This is a genomic window from Rhodococcus rhodnii NBRC 100604 (assembly GCF_001894925.1).
In the GTDB taxonomy this organism is placed as follows: domain Bacteria; phylum Actinomycetota; class Actinomycetes; order Mycobacteriales; family Mycobacteriaceae; genus Rhodococcus_F; species Rhodococcus_F rhodnii.
The window spans coordinates 1-15,100 of record NZ_BCXD01000025.1; the positions used below are offsets into that span (position 1 = coordinate 1).

Annotated in this window: 22 protein-coding genes and 1 tRNA gene; 15 read left to right on the plus strand and 8 right to left on the minus strand. The window is 68.7% G+C overall.

What is annotated here, in order from left to right:
* A partial coding sequence (locus tag RR1_RS16675; protein ID WP_143153877.1) for an HNH endonuclease signature motif containing protein occupies positions 1 to 280 on the plus strand: 280 nt, incomplete at its 5' end.
* Between the two features lie 48 nt (positions 281 to 328).
* On the opposite strand, the gene glfT1 is transcribed toward RR1_RS16675, so the two are convergent.
* The 4 genes from glfT1 to RR1_RS16695 all read right to left on the minus strand — a co-directional run bounded on the left by glfT1 (position 329) and on the right by RR1_RS16695 (position 3,674).
* The gene (glfT1, locus tag RR1_RS16680) at positions 329 to 1,255 is read right to left on the minus strand and encodes a galactofuranosyltransferase GlfT1 (protein ID WP_010840127.1); all 927 of its coding nucleotides are present in this window, start codon (positions 1,253 to 1,255) and stop codon (positions 329 to 331) included.
* The gene (gene wzt, locus RR1_RS16685) at positions 1,252 to 2,148 is read right to left on the minus strand and encodes a galactan export ABC transporter ATP-binding subunit Wzt/RfbE (RefSeq protein WP_010840126.1); all 897 of its coding nucleotides are present in this window, start codon (positions 2,146 to 2,148) and stop codon (positions 1,252 to 1,254) included. Before wzt ends, glfT1 begins: the two co-directional genes overlap by 4 nt.
* An 8-nt stretch (positions 2,149 to 2,156) precedes the next feature.
* Positions 2,157 to 3,029 carry a galactan export ABC transporter permease subunit Wzm/RfbD gene (gene wzm / locus RR1_RS16690; protein WP_040775307.1) on the minus strand — a complete coding sequence of 291 codons (873 nt, stop codon included), beginning with the start codon at positions 3,027 to 3,029 and terminating at the stop codon, positions 2,157 to 2,159.
* A 66-nt stretch (positions 3,030 to 3,095) separates the two neighbouring features.
* Entirely contained in the window at positions 3,096 to 3,674 is a 579-nt protein-coding gene (locus tag RR1_RS16695) for a bacterial proteasome activator family protein (protein WP_010840124.1), read from the minus strand.
* 128 nt (positions 3,675 to 3,802) lie between these two features.
* Here RR1_RS16695 and RR1_RS16700 point away from each other — a divergent pair, with 128 nt between their 5' ends.
* The gene (locus RR1_RS16700) at positions 3,803 to 5,005 is read left to right on the plus strand and encodes a cysteine desulfurase-like protein (RefSeq protein WP_010840123.1); all 1,203 of its coding nucleotides are present in this window, start codon (positions 3,803 to 3,805) and stop codon (positions 5,003 to 5,005) included.
* A 3-nt stretch (positions 5,006 to 5,008) separates the two neighbouring features.
* On the opposite strand, the gene RR1_RS16705 is transcribed toward RR1_RS16700, so the two are convergent.
* Positions 5,009 to 6,001, minus strand: coding sequence for an NAD(P)H-quinone oxidoreductase (locus tag RR1_RS16705; protein ID WP_040775304.1), 993 nt, complete (start codon positions 5,999 to 6,001; stop codon positions 5,009 to 5,011).
* Positions 5,946 to 6,797 carry an NAD(P)H-dependent oxidoreductase gene (locus RR1_RS16710; RefSeq protein ID WP_010840121.1) on the minus strand — a complete coding sequence of 284 codons (852 nt, stop codon included), beginning with the start codon at positions 6,795 to 6,797 and terminating at the stop codon, positions 5,946 to 5,948. The genes RR1_RS16705 and RR1_RS16710 overlap by 56 nt, the downstream gene beginning before the upstream one ends.
* 87 nt (positions 6,798 to 6,884) lie before the next feature.
* Here RR1_RS16710 and RR1_RS16715 point away from each other — a divergent pair, with 87 nt between their 5' ends.
* The 3 genes from RR1_RS16715 (at position 6,885) to RR1_RS16725 (ending at position 7,898) form a co-directional block, all read left to right on the plus strand.
* Entirely contained in the window at positions 6,885 to 7,229 is a 345-nt protein-coding gene (locus RR1_RS16715; RefSeq protein ID WP_010840120.1) for a winged helix-turn-helix transcriptional regulator, read from the plus strand.
* 103 nt (positions 7,230 to 7,332) lie between these two features.
* Entirely contained in the window at positions 7,333 to 7,758 is a 426-nt protein-coding gene (locus RR1_RS16720; protein ID WP_051111330.1) for a MarR family winged helix-turn-helix transcriptional regulator, read from the plus strand.
* A 55-nt stretch (positions 7,759 to 7,813) separates the two neighbouring features.
* A tRNA-Ser gene (locus RR1_RS16725) sits at positions 7,814 to 7,898 on the plus strand.
* A gap of 45 nt (positions 7,899 to 7,943) precedes the next feature.
* On the opposite strand, the gene RR1_RS16730 is transcribed toward RR1_RS16725, so the two are convergent.
* Both RR1_RS16730 and RR1_RS16735 read right to left on the minus strand, forming a co-directional pair.
* Positions 7,944 to 9,095 carry a tyrosine-type recombinase/integrase gene (locus RR1_RS16730; RefSeq protein WP_010840118.1) on the minus strand — a complete coding sequence of 384 codons (1,152 nt, stop codon included), beginning with the start codon at positions 9,093 to 9,095 and terminating at the stop codon, positions 7,944 to 7,946.
* A 6-nt stretch (positions 9,096 to 9,101) separates the two neighbouring features.
* Positions 9,102 to 9,593 (minus strand): helix-turn-helix domain-containing protein, encoded by a 492-nt coding sequence (locus tag RR1_RS16735; protein ID WP_051111326.1) that lies wholly within the window; start codon positions 9,591 to 9,593, stop codon positions 9,102 to 9,104.
* 161 nt (positions 9,594 to 9,754) lie between these two features.
* Here RR1_RS16735 and RR1_RS16740 point away from each other — a divergent pair, with 161 nt between their 5' ends.
* The 10 genes from RR1_RS16740 (at position 9,755) to RR1_RS16785 (ending at position 15,097) form a co-directional block, all read left to right on the plus strand.
* A complete protein-coding gene (locus tag RR1_RS16740; RefSeq protein WP_010840116.1) occupies positions 9,755 to 9,955 on the plus strand; it encodes a helix-turn-helix transcriptional regulator in 201 nt (66 codons plus the stop codon).
* A 203-nt stretch (positions 9,956 to 10,158) separates the two neighbouring features.
* A complete protein-coding gene (locus RR1_RS16745) occupies positions 10,159 to 10,650 on the plus strand; it encodes a hypothetical protein (RefSeq protein ID WP_143153878.1) in 492 nt (163 codons plus the stop codon).
* A gap of 429 nt (positions 10,651 to 11,079) precedes the next feature.
* Positions 11,080 to 11,583, plus strand: a complete 504-nt coding sequence (locus tag RR1_RS16750; protein ID WP_010840112.1) for a hypothetical protein — start codon at positions 11,080 to 11,082, stop codon at positions 11,581 to 11,583.
* Complete coding sequence (locus tag RR1_RS16755) at positions 11,580 to 12,845, plus strand: hypothetical protein (RefSeq protein ID WP_010840111.1); 1,266 nt, start codon at positions 11,580 to 11,582, stop codon at positions 12,843 to 12,845. Before RR1_RS16750 ends, RR1_RS16755 begins: the two co-directional genes overlap by 4 nt.
* 173 nt (positions 12,846 to 13,018) lie before the next feature.
* Positions 13,019 to 13,276, plus strand: a complete 258-nt coding sequence (locus RR1_RS22360; RefSeq protein ID WP_010840110.1) for a hypothetical protein — start codon at positions 13,019 to 13,021, stop codon at positions 13,274 to 13,276.
* Positions 13,273 to 13,572: a WhiB family transcriptional regulator gene (locus RR1_RS22365; RefSeq protein WP_010840109.1), complete on the plus strand. Its 300-nt coding sequence runs from the start codon at positions 13,273 to 13,275 to the stop codon at positions 13,570 to 13,572. Before RR1_RS22360 ends, RR1_RS22365 begins: the two co-directional genes overlap by 4 nt.
* A complete protein-coding gene (locus RR1_RS16770) occupies positions 13,569 to 13,979 on the plus strand; it encodes a hypothetical protein (protein ID WP_010840108.1) in 411 nt (136 codons plus the stop codon). The genes RR1_RS22365 and RR1_RS16770 overlap by 4 nt, the downstream gene beginning before the upstream one ends.
* A gap of 1 nt (position 13,980) precedes the next feature.
* A complete protein-coding gene (locus tag RR1_RS16775) occupies positions 13,981 to 14,349 on the plus strand; it encodes a hypothetical protein (protein ID WP_010840107.1) in 369 nt (122 codons plus the stop codon).
* On the plus strand, positions 14,346 to 14,717 hold the full coding sequence (locus RR1_RS16780; RefSeq protein WP_010840106.1) for a hypothetical protein: 372 nt from the start codon (positions 14,346 to 14,348) through the stop codon (positions 14,715 to 14,717). The genes RR1_RS16775 and RR1_RS16780 overlap by 4 nt, the downstream gene beginning before the upstream one ends.
* Positions 14,714 to 15,097 (plus strand): helix-turn-helix domain-containing protein, encoded by a 384-nt coding sequence (locus tag RR1_RS16785; protein ID WP_010840105.1) that lies wholly within the window; start codon positions 14,714 to 14,716, stop codon positions 15,095 to 15,097. Before RR1_RS16780 ends, RR1_RS16785 begins: the two co-directional genes overlap by 4 nt.
* Positions 15,098 to 15,100: the final 3 nt, after the last annotated feature.

Sequence of the window (15,100 nt, forward strand, 5' to 3'; positions counted from 1 at the left end):
CGCACGTGACGGGGTGTGCCGCTTCCCGCACTGCCCGGTCCCGGCATCGTCGTGCGACATCGACCACACGGTCCCGTTCGACCACGCCAACCCGAGTGAGGGTGGCTGGACCGAGGAAGCGAACCTGGCCTGCCTGTGTCGGCGCCACCATCGCTGGAAAACGGAGGGCCGCATGACCGTCCGGCAACTCGGCGACGGGCTGTTGCGCTGGACCATGCCCGATGGGCAGGTCTACGACACCGAACCCGACTCACCGACCTTCTGGGCAGCGGGAGCGTGACCAGGGAGCCTCACGTGACCAGGGAGCCTCACCAGAGAGCCTGACCCGTCAGTCGCGGCCGAACTGTTCGCGGCGGCCGGCGCGACGCAGCCGCACCCATTCGGCGAGCCCCTTCGGGTCGCGGCGTGTCACGAGGAAGTACCAGCCGAACCGCACCCACTCCTGTGGCAGCAGCCTGCGCAGGCCGGGCTGCGACAGCAGGTAGCCACGGTTGCGGTACGTGAAGAAGCGCTTCGTCTCGTTGTCGGGGTACTGCGTGTGCATGCGGCCGCCGAGGATCGGCTTGAACTCGTCGGCGCCGTCCGGATGCAGGTACGCCGTCGTGAGGCACGTCCCGAACGGCAGGCCCGAGCGAACGAGCCGTCGGTGCACCTCGACTTCGTCGCCGCGCACGAACAGCCGCAGATCGGGCACGCCGACCGCGTCGATCGTCGACGCGCGGAAGAGCGCGCCGTTGAACAGCGAGGCGATGCCGGGCAGCAGGTCTTCGCTCGGGTCGCTCGGGTCGTCGGCGTCGGTGAACAACTCCGACCGCAGCCGGCGCCACACGATGCCTCGCCGCAACGGGAAGGCGAGGCGGTCCGGATCGGCGATGTCGGCGACGACGGGCGACACCTCGGCGAGGCCGTGCCGCTGCGCGCAGCCGAGCAGCGTCTCCAGGACCTCGGTTCCCTCGGGCCGGCCGTCGTCGTCGGCGAGCCACAGCCAGTCGGCGCCGAGCGAGAGCGCGTAGAGCATTCCGAGCGCGAACCCGCCGGCACCGCCGAGGTTGTGCTTCGAGCCCAGATAGGTCGCGGGGACGCCCGCGGTCTCGACGAGCGCGCGCACCTCGGGCTCGTCGGCGTTGTCGACGACGACGAGATGATCGAGCGGACGCGACTGTGCTGCGAGGACCTTCAGGGATTCGGCGAGCAGTTCACGACGACGGTGCGTGACGACGACACCGATGATCGTCTCGGGGGAGCCGTCGCTCACGCGGCGCCGTCCCGGCGTTCGGGATCGTCGAGACCGCGGCCGTCGCCCTTCCCGCGCTCACCGCCCTTCCCACGCTCGGACGAGCCGCGGCGGTCCTTCTCTTCCTCACGCTTCATGTCGGCGATGACGCGCGCGACGTTGTCGGCGGCGTCGTCGCCCTCGTAGGCGCGGATGACGTCCTCGATCTCGCCGTGCATGCGGATCTGGCCGTGATCGATCCACATCGCGCTGTCGCACAGCTGCGCGAGGAACTCGTTGCTGTGGGAGGCGAACACGAGGATGCCGGAGCGTTCGACGAGCGCCTGCAGCCGCGTGCGGGCCTTCTTCATGAACTCCGCGTCGACGGCGCCGATGCCCTCGTCGAGGAGCAGGATCTCGGGGTCGATGCTCGTGACGACGCCCATCGCGACACGCACGCGCATGCCGGTGGAGTAGGTGCGCAGCGGCATCTCGAGGTAGTCGCCGAGCTCGGTGAACTCCGCGATCTCGTCCATCTTCGCGAGCATCTGCTTGCGCGTCTGCCCGAGGAACAGACCGCGGATGATGATGTTCTCGTAGCCGGAGATCTCCGGGTCCATGCCGACACCGAGGTCGAACACGGGCGCGACGCGGCCGCGGACCTGTGCGACGCCGCGCGTCGGCTCGTAGATCCCCGACAGCAGGCGCAGCAGTGTGGACTTGCCGGCGCCGTTGTGGCCGACGAGACCGATGCGGTCGCCCTCGCTCAGCGACATCGTGATGTCACGCAGTGCCTCGACGACGACGACGTCGGACGAGTTGCGTCCGATCGATCCGCCGGCCTTGCCGAGGAATGCCTTTTTCAGTGACCGCGACTTCGCGTCGAAGATGGGAAAGTCGACGCACGCGTCGCGGGTTTCGATACTCACGCTCATGTCGACTCCTACACCCAGTATGCGACGCGAGAACGGTACTTGCGCAGAGCGAACAACGCCAGCGCCCAGCCGACGACGGTGATCGTCAGCACGATGTACCAGTGGTACGCCTCCTGATCGGCGCCGATCATCGGGGCGCGGACGATGTCGAGGTAGTGGAACAGCGGGTTGAGCTCGGCGATCCGCGCTCGTTTCGCGACCTCGCCGCCCTGCGCTTCGAGGCTCTCCGTCGTCCACATGATGGGCGTGAGGACGAAGAGCATCAGCGTCAATGAGCTGAGGATCGGCGCGATGTCGCGGTAGCGGGTCGCGATGATGCCGAACAGCAGCGACACCCACACCGCGTTGAGCGCGAGCAGGGCGAGCGCGGGTACGACGGCTATCGACGTCCACGTGATCTCGCGCCACACCCCGAACGCGAACAGCAGGACGAAGTAGATCAGCAGGTTGTGCGTGAAGAGCAGTATCTGCCGCCACACCAGCCGATAGATGTGGACACTCAGCGGCGCCGGTAGCTGTTTGATCAGCCCCTCGTTGGCGATGAACACCTCGGAACCTTCGAGGATGCTCGCGCTGATGACGTTCCAGACGATGAGACCGACCGTCACGTACGGCAGGAACTGCTGGAGCGGGATGTCGAGCAGCGCCGAGTACAGGATGCCGAAGGCCGTCGCCTGCACGCCCGTCGCGATCGTGATCCAGAACGGACCGATCACGGAGCGCCGGTAACGCTGCTTGATGTCCTGCCAGCCGAGGCTCAGCCACAGCTCACGTTGCGCGAACCCGTCCCGCAGGTCCTGGAATGCCCGCCGGAAAGTCTGTGAGTCCGACACGGGTAGCTCACCGTCCGGTGCGGGGGATTCGATCGCGGATGCCGACACGGCAACCGAGAGTACCGCGCGCACTCGTGCACGGCGTTCTCCCGGTCGCCGCCCGCGAGTCCGTCGTCACAGGTAGTTGCCGGTTCCGGTGTCGCCGCCCGGCTGGACCGGGCCCTGCGGTCCGGGGGTCAGGCCGGGCGGCAGCGCGCCCTGGCGCATGTGCTCGAGCTGGGCGCGTGCCGCCATCTGCTGGGCGAACAGCGCCGTCTGGATGCCGTGGAACAGGCCCTCGAGCCAGCCGACGAGCTGCGCCTGCGCGATCCGCAGTTCGGCGTCGGACGGCACGGTGTCGTCCTCGAAGGGCAGCGCGAGGCGTTCGAGCTCGTCGCGCAGCTCGGGGGCGAGGCCTTCTTCGAGTTCCCGGATGGACGTGCGATGGATCTCCTTGAGCCGCGCGCGACTCGCGTCGTCGAGCGGTGCTGCCTTCACTTCGTCGAGTAGTTGCTTGATCATCGTGCCGATGCGCATGACCTTCGCGGGCTGCTCGACCATCTCGCCGACCGGGTCGTTGTCCTTGTTCTGCTCGGCGGAGGCGTCGCCGGCCTCCCCGGAGTTCGTGCCGTCGGACGTCGCGGAGACGGGGACCGCCATCGGGCGTCCGTCGGGGCCGATCACCATCACGCGGTCGTTCTCGGGGTTCGTCATGCCTCCATCTTGGCGGGTCGGTGCGGTTCGCGTCAGCCCCTCCCGCTCGTGTGACGCTGCCGGGAGTGCGTGTGCGAAGGATCATCCTGGCGCGCACGTCCGGGCGAGCGGGTCTTAGAGTGTCCAGCATGGCGTACGACGTTGCCCGGGTTCGGGGTCTGATCCCGTCCCTCGGTGACGGCTGGATCCACCTCGATCCGCAGGCGGGAATGCAGATTCCCGACGCCGTGTCCCGCACCGTCTCCACCGCATTCCGTGCGTCCGCGCCGTCGCCGAGCGGGCGCCACATGTCCAACCGGCGCAGTGCCGCCGTGCTCGACTCCGCCCGCACCGCCGTCGCCGATCTCGTCGGGGGCGATCCCGCCGGAGTGGTGCTCGGCGCCGATCGCGCCGTCCTGCTCGCGTGGCTCGCCGAATCGCTGAGCACCCGGCTCGGTCTCGGGACCGGCATCGTGCTCTCGCGGCTCGACGACGAGGCGAACGTCTCGCCCTGGCTGCGGATCGCGGGCCGCTACGGTGCCGCGGTGCGATGGGCCGAGGTGGACATCGAGACGTGCGAGCTGCCGAGTTGGCAGTTCGAGGAGCTCATCTCGTCGACGACGCGCCTCGTCGCGCTCACGGCGGCCTCGCCGGTCGTGGGGACGGCGCCCGACGTGCGCGCCGCCACCGACCGCGTCCACGAGGTGGGCGGTCTCGCCGTCGTCGACGCGAACGGCGCGGCACCCTATGCGCACATCGATCTCGCCGAGCTGGGCGCCGACGTCGTCGCCGTCGACGGGTCGTCGTGGGGCGGCCCGCAGGCGGGCGCGCTGGTGTTCCGCGATCCCGGGATGCTCGACCGCATTCCGTCGTTGTCGCTCGATCCGTTCGCGCGCGGCGTCGAGCGGCTCGAGATCGGCGAGCACCAGTTCGCGATGCTCGCGGGTCTCACGACGTCGATCGACTTCCTCGCCTCGCTCGACGAGTCGGCGTCGGGCTCGCGACGCGAGCGGCTCGAAGCGTCGATCTCGTCGTTGCAGCACTACCACGACACGCTGTTCGATCATCTGTTGTCGGCGCTCGACCGGCTGCCGCACGTGATGCTCATCGGTCGCGCGACGAGCCGCGTCCCGGCGATCTCGTTCACGATCGACGGGGTCGCCGCCGACAAGGTCGTGACGCACCTCGCGGACCGCCGCATCGCGACGCTGAGCGCGGCGCACGGCGGCTCGCGACTGCTCGACTCGCTCGGCGTCAACGAGGCGGGGGGAGCCGTGACGATCGGTCTCGCGCCGTACACGACGCGCTTCGAGATCGATCAGCTGGTCAAGGAACTCGCTGCACTCGGCTGACGTTCAGTCGTCGATCGTCAGAATCACCTTTCCGACGTTGTCGGGGGAGTCGAGTAGTTCGTGTCCGCGGGGGGCGTCGGCGATCGGCAGTTCCGCGCTCACCACGGGCACGACGCGGCCCGCTTCGACCAGTGGCCACACGTGACGGCGCACCTCGTCGACGATCTCGCCCTTGCTGTGGGCTCCCGAGACCGGGCGCCCGCGCAGGCCCGCCGCGGTCACGGTCGCGCGCTTGCCGAGCAGTGCACCGATGTTCAGCTCGCCCGTCACGCCGCCCTGCATTCCGATGATCGCGAGCCGGCCGTCCTTCGCGAGCACATCGACGTTGCGCGGCAGGTACTTCGCGCCCATGTTGTCGAGGATGACGTCCGCGCCGTGGCCGTCCGTGAGGTCGCGGAGCACCTCGACGAAGTCCTCGTTCGTGTAGTCGATCGTGATGTCGGCGCCGAGCTCACGGCACCGTTCGAGCTTGCCTGGCGAGCCTGCCGTCGTCGCGACGGTCGCACCGAGCGCCTTGGCCAGCTGGATCGCGTGCGTCCCGATGCCGCTGCCACCGCCGTGGACGAGGAACACCTCGCCGGTCGTGACGCGGCCGCGCATGACGACGTTCGACCAGACGGTGCACGCGACCTCGGGCAGTCCCGCTGCGGCGGCGAGATCCACTCCCGCCGGGACGGGCAGTACCTGCTGGGCGGGGACGACGACGCGTTCGGCGTATCCGCCGCCCGCGAGCAGTGCGCACACCTCGTCGCCGATCGACCAGCCCGACACGCCCTCGCCGAGAGCGGCGATCGTGCCCGAGCATTCGAGCCCGAGGACCTCGCTCGCGCCGGGCGGCGGCGGGTACTTCCCCTGCCGCTGCAGCAGATCGGCGCGATTGACGGCCGTCGCACGCACGTCGATCAGGACGTGGCCGGGCAGCAACTCGGGTTCGGGCGCCTCACCCCACACCATCACCTCGGGGCCGCCGGGTTCGGAGATCGTGATCGCGCGCATGCCTCGACGCTAACGGATCGCAGCCCGCTCGGTGGATCGCGAAACCGGTCGCGTTCGGGGCGATGTGCTCGGCGAGGGCGTGGTCCGCGCCGTAGTCGCCGCCGGTCAGCGTGCGATACCGCAGCGGCTCCTCGGCGAAGGCGCCGTTCAGCCTGGCGCGCAATTCGGGTGCGGTCTCGGCGAGGGCGTCGCCGCGGTGATGCACCGACGCGACGAGGTGCGGACGCAGCGGTGCCATGCCGGTGTAGTGCGCCGTCCCGTGCAGCAGCGGCCACAGCACGTCCTCGAGATCGCCGCTGTTTCCGCGCGGGCCGAGGGCCGTGGCGCGGTCTCCTGCCGTCACGATCGGGAGCAGACGGCGGCCTGCGAGCCCGCCGTCGCCGTACTTGCGGACGCGGCCCGCGGCGTCACGGATGCCGAACGCGAACCCGTTCGTGAAGACGCGGTCGAACCAGCCCTTGAGGATCGCCGGCATGCCGTACCACCAGAGTGGGAACTGGACTATCAGGATGTCCGCCGCACGGACGGCGTCCTGGTGGCGCAGGATCTCCGGTGGCAGCGTCGCGTGCTCGGTGGCGTCGCGCTGCCGCGCCGAGAGCGTCGCCGCGCCCGGTTCGGTGTCCGCGTCGGTGAGCACCGGATCGAAGCCGTCCGCGTGGAGGTCGACGAGGTGCACGCCGTGGCCGAGTGCTCGCAGATATGCGACGCCGTCGGCGCACAGTGCGTGGGACAGCGAACGGTGATCGGGGTGGGCCAGCAGCCAGAGGACGTTGCGTGCGCGGTCGTCGTCGGTCATCCTTCGACGGTGCACGTTCGGTGCAGATCACGGAAGTACCGGCATTCTCGGCACATAGGGACAGAAAAGTAAGTATCGAGGTGAGCGATGCGGAAGCAGGTCGTCGCAGCGACGCAGGTGTGCCCGGTCGAGGTCGCCGTCGCAGTCCTCGGTGGGGCGTGGAAGCTCACCGTCGTCAAGCAACTGCTCGGAGGACGGCGGCGGTTCGGTGAGCTGGGGCGGCTCGTCGGGCCCGTCAATCCGCGGGTGCTGACGCGGCAACTACGCGAACTCGAGGCCGACGGCATCGTCGAACGGACGGTGTACGCGGAGGTGCCGCCGCGCGTCGAGTACTCGCTCACGCCACTCGGGTCGACGCTGGAACCGGCTGTTCGGTGGCTCGACGAGTGGGGCGCCGGGTACTCGAGGGAGGTTTCGGACGAACCGGGCTGAGCCCTCCTCGATGTGCTGTCTCACAATTCGTCCCACTATCGTTGTCGGCGTGCCCACAGACCACCACCTCGACCGAAGGACGCCCTGGCTGACCGACGACGAGATGCGGGCGTGGCGCAACTACATGGACGGCAGCCAGCGCCTCATGGACCGGCTCAACCGCGACTTGCAGGCGAAACACGACATGACGCTTGCGGATTATCGGATCCTCGTTCTGCTGAGCGAGTCGCCCGACGGAGCGTCGCGGATGAGCGACCTCGCGGACGGGATCCTGTCGTCGCGGAGCCGGCTCACCCACCAGATCCGGCGGATGGAAGAGCAGGGAATGGTGACCCGCGACAGTTGCGTCGAGGACGGGCGCGGCGTGCGTGCCGTCATCACCGACGAGGGGCTGCGGCGGCTCGCAGAAGCCGCGCCGATGCACGTGCGCGAGGTGCGGGCGAACCTCGTCGACATCGTCACGAAGCATCAACTGAAGGTGCTCGGCGACGTGTTCGAGCGGGTGAACCGCACCATCGAGAGCCGCTGATTCCGGAACGCGAGCCCTGGTTCGATAGACTCGCTCGGCTGGGATCAGCCAGCAGGGAAGCGTGGCAGAGCGGCCGAATGCACTCGCCTTGAAAGCGAGCGTACCGAGAGGTACCGGGGGTTCAAATCCCTCCGCTTCCGCACGAGCCCTCCGCCTGTTTGTGCTGGTGGAGGGCTTTTCTACGCCTACTGCTCGGTTGCTTCCGTCCCGATTGGCCACACTTTGGCCACACTCGCTCGTGATCGTGCGCTATCGAGAGCGGTTCCAACGGCCTCGAGATCGTCGTCGAAGAGGTCCGCGTACGTGTCCAGTGTCATCGCCGCCGACGCGTGCCCGAGCATCCGCTGCAGCGCCTTGACGTTGACGCCGGCCGACACGGCGAGCGACGCCGCGGTATGCCGCAGATCGTGCGGAGTGATCCTCGGGACGCCGGACCGCTGCACGGCCTTCGTGAACCATCCGGTGAAGCTCACCGACCGTCGCTGATACTCGCCGTCGCGGCCTGGGAACACCAGATCGTCGCGACCCTTCCCCTCGCACACGCGGGCCAGTTCGTCGACGAGGAACCCGGGTATCGGCACCCATCGCGTCGTGTGCGACTTCGGGGTGCCGACGTGCATCTCCATGTTCACCTGCACTGCGTTGTCGACGACGTGCAGCCGCTTCCTCAGCAGATCGAGGTGCCGGACACGTAGCCCGATCGCCTCACCCCACCGCAGACCGCAGTAGGCGAGCAGCAGGACGAGTGTCTGCCGGTCGCCGGCCTCCCGGGCGAGCGCGTCGACTTCCGCGTGCGTGAGGTACACACGCGGCTTCCGCTGCTTCCTGGGCAGGTTCTCGACGCCGCGTGCGGGGTTCTTCGCGAGCCGCCCCGACTTCACCGCGGTATCGAGGATCCCAGCGAGGACGCCGTACGCGCGGATGACGACCGTGGCGCCGCTGCCCTTCACCTTCTCGCCGCCGACGGTCTTCGTGCGGCCGAGGTCGGCGATCCACCGCTCGACGGCATCGAGGTCTACGTCGCACAACCGGACGCGCCCCCACCGCGGTTCGACGTGGATGCGCCACGACGTCTCGAGGGACCGGTAGGCGGATGGTTTCAGATCCGCCTCCTTGCGCTCGAGCCACGTCGGGCCCAGCTCGCCGATCGTGATGGTGCCGAGCGACGGCGGTACGTATTCGCCGCGCATCTTCTCGACCTCGACAGTCGCAGCGAATTCCTGTGCGGCACGCTTCGTCGTGAAGCCTCGGCGTTGCGTGGATCGACGATCGGGCGTCCGGTACCGCACCCGGTACCGCGGGCCGGCCTTCGTCTCGTAGCGCTCAATCGTCGCCATGGGCAGTCACTTCGCTCGTTCTTCCTGCGTGAGATGACCTGCCTCGACGGCGCGTGACAGCCAGCGTCTGACGGTCGCGGGTGAGACCTTGAAGTCGCGAGCCATGATTGCGGTCGGCCTACCGTCCTGAAGCCGTACCCATCGGTAGAGCGCCGCAAGCTGGGGGAGGTCCTCGTCGATGATGCCTTCGCCGGATTCGATCCGGTCCCAGAACTCGCCAGTCGGTGTGATCGGCCGCCAGGTATCACTTCCCGTTGCCTGCATGGCTTCTCGCGCAGCTTCGCGGATCAGTGGCTCGACTGAGATCTTCGCGAGTTCCCCGCGCTGCACGGGGGGCCCGCCCTCCACCTGGTCGGCGACGAGGCGGGTCACTACGTACTTCCCTCCACGCGGTTCGACTGTGGCGGTCAAGGCGTAGGCGTAGCCATCCTCGGGGCCGGCGGAAACATCGACGCTCGCGTACCCGAACAGGCCCGGTGCGACTTCATGGTCAGGCATGGGGGACGACCTTCTTTCGATGTTCGGCATCTGCTGAGCGTGCCACGCGGTTGCGCGCGTGGTCCAACACTCGATCGTGCGCGCTACTTGCAAATCACGCTCACTCACGATACAACTTGTTGAGCGGGCAATGCAGGACCCGCTCACGAAAGGAAAGTGCGATGACCGCACCACTTGCGACACCGGAAGAGGTCGCCCAGTACTTGCGCACCACCACGACCAAGCTGACGAACGACCGGTACAGGGGGATCGGTCCGAAGTTCGTGAAGCACGGACGGCGTGTGCTCTACCGCTGGGACGACGTTCACGCCTGGACCGAAGCGAATCTGTTGCAGCGCACCGACGACCGGCGCGCTGTCTGATGCCGCGAGTCGCGGCGTCGGACGAGGCGCTCGCGCAGACCCTCGCCGACCTCGAGGCCGAGGGAGCGCAGGGGACGCGGACGTACCGAGCGTTCCGCGAAGAACAGGACAGGCGACGAGCCGAAAGAGATGCCCTCGCCTCGGCGGCAACCGAGGACGAGGGCCAGACGAACAGCCAACTGAGCAGAAGGAGTTCGACCCCCATGGTAGATCGCCATACCCGCATCGACCACAACACCGATGCCTGCCCGTACTGGTGGTGCCGCACGAGCGGCCTGGTCGACGAACACAACTCGCTGCCCGACAAGTACGTCACGGCGTCGCTGTCCATGTCCGCCAACGCCGATTGGGAAGGCAGTAGGGCCCCGGCCCTCGCTGTTGGTGTCACGCTGGACCAGGCCTACGACCCGGACCGTCTGCCGTCCGTGCTGCTTCACATGCTCGGCGTCCGCGAGGACTCGGAAGCCGAGCTAACACTCGCCGAAGCGGTGCAGCTCCGCGAGCAGCTCGACCGCGCGATCGGCATCGTCCGGCAGCTCTACCGCGACGGCTTCGCCCCGGTGTCCGACCAGGGCGACCCGACCGCCGCAGTCTGGGCCCGCTACGCCGCCGAGCACCCCAACACCGGCCGCGAGATCCGCCGCAACCCCGAAGCCGTCCAGGCCGACGCCGAGATCCGCGAGGGCCTGCAGTGAGCCTCGAGTTCGCGTTCGTCGCGATCATCCTCACCGTCGAGAACATCGCGCTCGTGGCGTACTTCGCCCACGACTACGCGCGAAACCCGCACGACCACAACTGAACAGAAGCGTTCAACGGAACCCGCACACCTCCATTGAACAGCGAACGGGGCCGGTGCCACTGCCCCTCTCCGCAGTGTCACCGGCCCCGCTCCAAGAGAAAGGCACCGTAGTGCCCCGAACCAGTACCACCGAGGATACGTCCCCCGAACCGTTCGACGAGCGAGTTATCGACGCCGCCGACCGACTCCTACGAGCCGCCCTGCGCGGCTACACGTTCCGGCTCGCGATCAAGTGCGACACGTGCGGCGCGTGGATCAGCGACCCCGAGTACGTACGCCGGCACCGAGGCCCCGTCTGCCACCGCCGAGTGAACGGCGGTGCAGCATGACCACGACACTCGGACACGACGACGTGCGCCTCACCGACCGTGCGAACCCGGACGCGGCCGCACTCCTCGTCGGTGCCCTGATCGCCGCGAGCCGCGAGAGCGTGTGCAGCGTCCTCGAGCACGTCGCGGACAACGACGTCGAGCATCCCGGATATCGCCGCCTGCTCCGCACGATTCGTCACCTGACGAAACAGGGTCGACCTCACGGGACGGTCTGCGTCGCAGACGAACTGACACGGACCGGGCAGATGACCCCGGACGCGCGCCGCGCGCTGATCGACGCGACGACCGCCGGTGCCGAACCACTCGCCCTCCGCGGGTACGCGGCCGCTGTCGTCGCCGACGCATACCGCTGGCAGTACGAGCTCGCCGGCAAGTCGTTGGTGGAGGCCGCGCACAGCTGGCCCGAGCACGAGCTCGTCGGATACCTACGCGGACTCGGAACCACGCTCGTTGCACATGACCGGCGGCTCGGCGCACTGCGAGGGGAGAAGGCATGACAGCCAACGTCATCGAGCTGCACCGAGGATACGAGGAGTTCTGGCAGGCACGCCCCGCGCTCTCCCACATCCGGGAGTTCGCCCGTGCCCGACGTGCCGGCCTCTGGGCCGTCCTCGACTGCACCCTCGCACGCGCGATCGCCGCGCTCGAGCCGCCCGTCATGCTGCCCGCCTCGATCGGCTCCGCCGCGTCCTGCAACCTGTTCGTCGCGCTCGTCGGGCCCTCGGGTGGCGGAAAGGGCGTCGCCGAGGGCGCATCGCGTGACGCAGTGCGGTTCGTCGACCACACCGGCCATGACATCGAGACCGACGAATTCCCGCTCGGCAGCGGTGAAGGGCTCGTGAAGACGTTCCTGCCGGCGCCGGGCGAGGACGAGACGTCGCGCCGCACCCGCGCGATCGTCAGTGCCCCGGAAGTCGATTCGCTCGCAGCGCTCGGGTCTCGGCAGGGCTCCACCCTCATGCCCGAGTTGCGGAAGTTGAACATGGGGGAGCAGGCCGGGTTCAACAACGCCTCGAGGGCCACGCGGTCGGTGCTGCCCGCCCACTCCTACCGCCTGTGCCTGATCCTCGGCGTCCAGCCGCAGAAGGCGCGCCCGCTGCTCCACGACGCGGACGGCGGCACCCCGCAGCGGTTCGTGTACGCGCCGGTCGGCGACCCCGACGCTCCGGACGAACCGCCAGCCACCCCGGACCCGCTCGTCGTGAAGATGCCGAAGTGGCCCACCACCGCCGTGCATCTCCAGATCCCCGAGATCGCGCGACGCGAGATGGACCGGCACCGGCTCGCGACGCTGCGCGGTGAGGACGTCGACCCGCTCGACGGTCACCGGATGCTCACCCGACTGAAGGTCGCCGTAGGGCTGATGCTCCTCGACGGCCGCAGCGTGTGCAGCGAGGAGGACTGGCACCTGTCCGGTGTCGTCATGCGCGTGTCCGACCGCACCCGCGCCGGCATCGAGCGGACGCTCACCGAGAGCGCCCGCGCAGTGAACCGAGCGCGCGCCCAGGCGGACGGAGAACGCGCCGCGATCGTCGAAGACCACAAGCACGCCGCCGAGATCGAACGGGTCCGCGGTGCGATCCTCCGACGCCTCAAGAAGCACGGACGCGTGCCCCTCCGGGACATCTCGAAGGGCACCAAATTCGAGATCCGGCCGCACGTTCAGCCGGTGCTCGACGACCTCGCCGAGGAGGGCGTCGTGCGCATGATCCAGGACGGCGACAGGCAGCTTTTCGAGCTGTCGGACGAGCAACCGTAGTGGGGTACTGGGGTACCTCAGGTACCCCACGTAATCCCGCAGGTCAAGGGTGAATCGGGGTGGGGTACCACTGGTACCCCATCGCACCCCACCGAGAGTAGCGACCTGGGGAAACGCGCCACAGGCAGCCACAAGGACACCAGGACGACCGACCCGAACGGAAGGCCGAAATCATGACCGAATACGACGACCAGATCGGCGCGTACGAGACCGCCGACGACTTCCTCGATGCCCGCCGCGAGTGGCTCGAGGTCGTCGTCGCGCAGACCCCGGAAGGCGGCTACGACGTACTGCTGAAAGTCGACGGAACGTACACCGCTCGCGACACCGCGCACTCGATCGCAGCGTCGTTCGCCCGCGACCTCAACTACGTCCTCGACCGTATCGACCCCGCCCGGACGATCACCGCCGCGCCGGAGCCGAGACAGTGAGCCGCCGCCCCGAGGCAACGTCGTGGGTCGACCTCCTCGGCCAGATCCTCGCCGACCAACCGGCGCTGTCCGGTGCCGCCTGCTCCGGTCGCCCCGAATTGTTCGACCTCGAACGCGACGACGAGACCGCCGAGGACCGCCACTACCGGCACGCCGCCGCCAAGCAGCTCTGCGCACAGTGCCCCGTGATCGACGCGTGCGCCACGACCACCCGCACCGCGGGTGTCGTCGCCGGCCGCCTCGTCGGCAACCCCTCCCGGCCGCCCGGCCGCCCCCGAAAGGACACCGCAGCATGACCACCAACCCCACCGCCGCCGACTACCTCGCATGGCTCGCGCACTACGCCGAATCCGTCATCGGCCACGGCTGCGAAACCCTCACCGACGAGGAAACCAGCCCCGAGGCCCGCGACAGCGCGATCGCCGAGATCGACGAACTCCGCCTCCAACTGCGCGCGGCCGCCGCGAAGTTCGGCGACTGCACGCACTACAGCGACGGCCGCCCCATCTTCAGCCACACCGAGTACGCGCCGCGGCGATCGTTCATGCACCTGTGGCCGGCTGATGCCGCGCAGGCGAGCGTGCAGAGCATCGAGTTCGACAGCGACGAGGGCCGCGTCACCGTCACCGTCACGCCGCCGTCGACAGTGACCGCGACCCTCTCCATCCGGCCGCGGCTCGCGATCGTCCCGGACGGGGCCTGACATGCCGCCGAAGAAGTCCGCGCACGCCCGCGGCCTCGGCTACCAGCACCGCAAGAACCGCGACCGCCTCCTGGGTGCCCTCGTCGACGGCACGCCGTGCTGGTGGTGCGGACAGCCTCTCCACCGCGACCCGGCGCTCAACCCGGACGGAATGCCCCTCGAAGCCGACCACTCGATCGCACGATCCCGCGGCGGCATCACCGCGGACCGGCTGCTGCATCACCTCTGCAACCGGCAGCGGCAAGACGGCTCACGAGACCACCTCCGCCCCGCCGTCACCGGGCTACCTCTCGCCGCCGCAGCAGGACACGAACGACTCCTCGGCCACCGCGCGATGCCCTGGCCCACACCCCGACAGGACCACCCATGAACGACCACGACGGCTACAACTACATGACCAGTCGCCGCGAAGCCGCCGCGATCCTCGGACACTGCATCGACCTCCGCGACGCCACGGAACGTGAAATGCGCACCACCGGTGGCACAGTCAACGACACCATCAGATTCCACTACCGGGCGCTCGAGATGATGACCGCCGAATCCCGCGACCTCCCCGGACTGCTGACCGCGCTCGCGGACCTCGCCCTCGACCTCGCCCCCGAACTCGCTCAGCGCCGCGAACTCGTCCACCAGCGGACCGTCGAAGCCGCCCTCCACGAACACGCCGACCCCGACCCGGACGACGAACTGCCACGCCGCTACCCGCCGCGCCGCCGACACCGAGACGAGGAACGGTGAACGACCACATCGCACACGTCGACGGCATCCTCATCGACCGCGACACCGCAACCGAACTCGTCACCGCACTCGACGCCCTCGAGCACCTCGCGCAACGCTCCGGCTCCCGCCTCGCACCCCAGATCGCCGCGATACGCCGAGACCTCATCCACCACAGCAACACTCGCGCAGACGCGAGCACCGAAGCAATCGACATCATCACCCAGTTGACTCTCGACCAGGACAGCGTCATCGACACCGACACCGCCGCAGCACAACTCGGCATCACCCGCGACGGCGTCCGATGGCTCTGCCGAACCGGACGCCTCACCGCGACCAGACGACAACACCGATGGTGGATCCCCACCACCGCCCTCGACGACTACCGAAACACCCACTGACGG

Bases quoted from the DNA above. Each gene is read 5' to 3' on its own strand.
- wzt (WP_010840126.1), bottom strand. From the start codon at position 2,148: ATGAGCGTGAGTATCGAAACCCGCGACGCGTGCGTCGACTTTCCCATC.
- RR1_RS16695 (WP_010840124.1), bottom strand. From the start codon at position 3,674: ATGACGAACCCCGAGAACGACCGCGTGATGGTGATCGGCCCCGACGGA.
- RR1_RS16700 (WP_010840123.1), top strand. From the start codon at position 3,803: ATGGCGTACGACGTTGCCCGGGTTCGGGGTCTGATCCCGTCCCTCGGT.
- RR1_RS16705 (WP_040775304.1), bottom strand. From the start codon at position 6,001: ATGCGCGCGATCACGATCTCCGAACCCGGCGGCCCCGAGGTGATGGTG.
- RR1_RS16710 (WP_010840121.1), bottom strand. From the start codon at position 6,797: ATGACCGACGACGACCGCGCACGCAACGTCCTCTGGCTGCTGGCCCAC.
- RR1_RS16715 (WP_010840120.1), top strand. From the start codon at position 6,885: ATGCGGAAGCAGGTCGTCGCAGCGACGCAGGTGTGCCCGGTCGAGGTC.
- RR1_RS16720 (WP_051111330.1), top strand. From the start codon at position 7,333: ATGCGGGCGTGGCGCAACTACATGGACGGCAGCCAGCGCCTCATGGAC.
- RR1_RS16730 (WP_010840118.1), bottom strand. From the start codon at position 9,095: ATGGCGACGATTGAGCGCTACGAGACGAAGGCCGGCCCGCGGTACCGG.
- RR1_RS16735 (WP_051111326.1), bottom strand. From the start codon at position 9,593: ATGCCTGACCATGAAGTCGCACCGGGCCTGTTCGGGTACGCGAGCGTC.
- RR1_RS16740 (WP_010840116.1), top strand. From the start codon at position 9,755: ATGACCGCACCACTTGCGACACCGGAAGAGGTCGCCCAGTACTTGCGC.
- RR1_RS16745 (WP_143153878.1), top strand. From the start codon at position 10,159: ATGGTAGATCGCCATACCCGCATCGACCACAACACCGATGCCTGCCCG.
- RR1_RS16750 (WP_010840112.1), top strand. From the start codon at position 11,080: ATGACCACGACACTCGGACACGACGACGTGCGCCTCACCGACCGTGCG.
- RR1_RS16755 (WP_010840111.1), top strand. From the start codon at position 11,580: ATGACAGCCAACGTCATCGAGCTGCACCGAGGATACGAGGAGTTCTGG.
- RR1_RS22360 (WP_010840110.1), top strand. From the start codon at position 13,019: ATGACCGAATACGACGACCAGATCGGCGCGTACGAGACCGCCGACGAC.
- RR1_RS16770 (WP_010840108.1), top strand. From the start codon at position 13,569: ATGACCACCAACCCCACCGCCGCCGACTACCTCGCATGGCTCGCGCAC.
- RR1_RS16775 (WP_010840107.1), top strand. From the start codon at position 13,981: ATGCCGCCGAAGAAGTCCGCGCACGCCCGCGGCCTCGGCTACCAGCAC.
- RR1_RS16780 (WP_010840106.1), top strand. From the start codon at position 14,346: ATGAACGACCACGACGGCTACAACTACATGACCAGTCGCCGCGAAGCC.